Origin of the sequence: Dysgonomonas mossii DSM 22836 (assembly GCF_000213575.1) — a bacterium.
Taxonomy (GTDB): domain Bacteria; phylum Bacteroidota; class Bacteroidia; order Bacteroidales; family Dysgonomonadaceae; genus Dysgonomonas; species Dysgonomonas mossii.
Window position 1 is genome coordinate 1 of record NZ_GL892016.1, and the last position, 2,445, is coordinate 2,445.

Here is a 2,445-nt window from a genome sequence, read left to right on the forward strand (position 1 = left end):
TCTTCAAAAAATCATCAAGGAAAAATATGTTTAACAACAGTTTGCAAATAAGGTATATAGGTATTAACTTTGTAGTTCTGCCAAAAAATATTTTAAAATTAATTGGTAAAAGATTTGGAGTGTAAGGAAAAGGTTATTACTTTTGCACCCGCTTTACCGATAGAGCCGGCGGGTTTTCGAGAGCGAGTTTTGGCAACAGACAAGATTTAGAGCTAGGGACTCGGACGGTGAAAAAGGGAAAAGCGATTAGAAAACGATCTTTGAAATAATGACAACATATGAGTGTAGTACAATAGCACTTTGGTGCTAAGAAATATTATACCGTCAATTTACTTAATAAGTAAAAAGAGCAGGACAGGATCACGAAAGACTTAGAAAAAAAGAATATACAAAGAAGAGTTTGATCCTGGCTCAGGATGAACGCTAGCGATAGGCCTAACACATGCAAGTCGAGGGGCAGCATAGAGTAGCAATACTTTGATGGCGACCGGCGCACGGGTGAGTAACACGTATGCAACCTACCTACATCAGGGGAATAACCCGGAGAAATTCGGACTAATACCGCATAATACAGGGATGCCGCATGGCAATATTTGTTAAAGATTTATCGGATGTAGATGGGCATGCGTTCCATTAGCTGGTTGGTAAGGTAACGGCTTACCAAGGCAACGATGGATAGGGGAACTGAGAGGTTTGTCCCCCACACTGGAACTGAGACACGGACCAGACTCCTACGGGAGGCAGCAGTGAGGAATATTGGTCAATGGACGAGAGTCTGAACCAGCCAAATCGCGTGAAGGAAGACTGCCCTACGGGTTGTAAACTTCTTTTGTACAGGAATAAAAGACATTACGTGTAGTGTATTGCATGTACTGTACGAATAAGCATCGGCTAACTCCGTGCCAGCAGCCGCGGTAATACGGAGGATGCGAGCGTTATCCGGATTTATTGGGTTTAAAGGGTGCGCAGGCGGGATTTTAAGTCAGCGGTGAAATTTTCAGGCTCAACCTGAACACTGCCGTTGAAACTGGGATTCTTGAGTATGGATGAAGTAGGCGGAATTCGTTGTGTAGCGGTGACATGCTTAGATATAACGAGGAACTCCGATTGCGTAGGCAGCTTACTAAGCCATAACTGACGCTCAAGCACGAAAGCGTGGGGATCAAACAGGATTAGATACCCTGGTAGTCCACGCCGTAAACGATGATTACTAGTTGTTTGCGATATACCGTAAGTGACTAAGCGAAAGCGATAAGTAATCCACCTGGGGAGTACGCCGGCAACGGTGAAACTCAAAGGAATTGACGGGGGCCCGCACAAGCGGAGGAACATGTGGTTTAATTCGATGATACGCGAGGAACCTTACCCGGGCTTGAAATGTACCTGACCGTCCTTGAAAGGGGACTTCTAGCAATAGCAGGTATGTAGGTGCTGCATGGTTGTCGTCAGCTCGTGCCGTGAGGTGTCGGCTTAAGTGCCATAACGAGCGCAACCCACATTATTAGTTACTAACAGGTTAAGCTGAGGACTCTAATAAGACTGCCGTCGTAAGATGCGAGGAAGGTGTGGATGACGTCAAATCAGCACGGCCCTTACGTCCGGGGCGACACACGTGTTACAATGGGAGGTACAAAGGGCTGCTACCTGGTGACAGGATGCTAATCCCCAAAGCCTCTCCCAGTTCGGATCGGAGTCTGCAACTCGACTCCGTGAAGCTGGATTCGCTAGTAATCGCGCATCAGCCATGGCGCGGTGAATACGTTCCCGGGCCTTGTACACACCGCCCGTCAAGCCATGGGAGCCGGGGGTATCTGAAGTGCGTAACCGTAAGGAGCGTCCTAGGGTAAAACTGGTGACTGGGGCTAAGTCGTAACAAGGTAGCCGTACCGGAAGGTGCGGCTGGAACACCTCCTTTCTGGAGTGACTGTCCGCTAAGGTATAATAGGACAAGTTGCTACACTCACATATGTTGTTTTTAAGATATACCTGGTTTAACAAACCGGATACAAGAGAAACCAAGAAGCTGGCAAATCAGTTTCAGGTTGAACGAGAAAGCCAGTCCTATAGCTCAGTTGGTTAGAGCGCTACACTGATAATGTAGAGGTCGGCAGTTCAAATCTGCCTGGGACTACGATTGAACAGTTCTCAGTATTCAGTCCACAGTTAGAGTACAAGCCACCGGGCTTGTTAACTGTCAACTGTTCACTGTAGACTGCAAGAAAATCGGGGGATTAGCTCAGCTGGCTAGAGCACCTGCCTTGCACGCAGGGGGTCAACGGTTCGAATCCGTTATTCTCCACAGTGTCTTCGACAGAGGTTATAGAAGTATAACAAAATGCTGTCCACAGACAAGAAGATCTTTGACATGATGTAACAAAAGAGCAAGTAAAGAAAGATTATAGCAATATAATCTATCAAACCCTGCTATCAATAACTTCGGTTATT

The 2,445-nt window shown here is 46.5% G+C and carries 2 tRNA genes and 1 rRNA gene; all 3 read left to right on the forward strand.

Features of this window, described 5'->3' with window-relative positions:
• Positions 1-388 precede the first annotated feature (388 nt).
• The 3 genes from HMPREF9456_RS16715 to HMPREF9456_RS16725 all read left to right on the forward strand — a co-directional run bounded on the left by HMPREF9456_RS16715 (position 389) and on the right by HMPREF9456_RS16725 (position 2,299).
• Positions 389-1,915: ribosomal RNA gene (locus HMPREF9456_RS16715) — 16S ribosomal RNA — on the forward strand.
• Positions 1,916-2,057: 142 nt separating this feature from the next.
• A tRNA-Ile gene (locus HMPREF9456_RS16720) sits at positions 2,058-2,131 on the forward strand.
• Positions 2,132-2,225: 94 nt separating this feature from the next.
• Positions 2,226-2,299, forward strand: a tRNA-Ala gene (locus tag HMPREF9456_RS16725).
• Positions 2,300-2,445 lie beyond the last annotated feature (146 nt).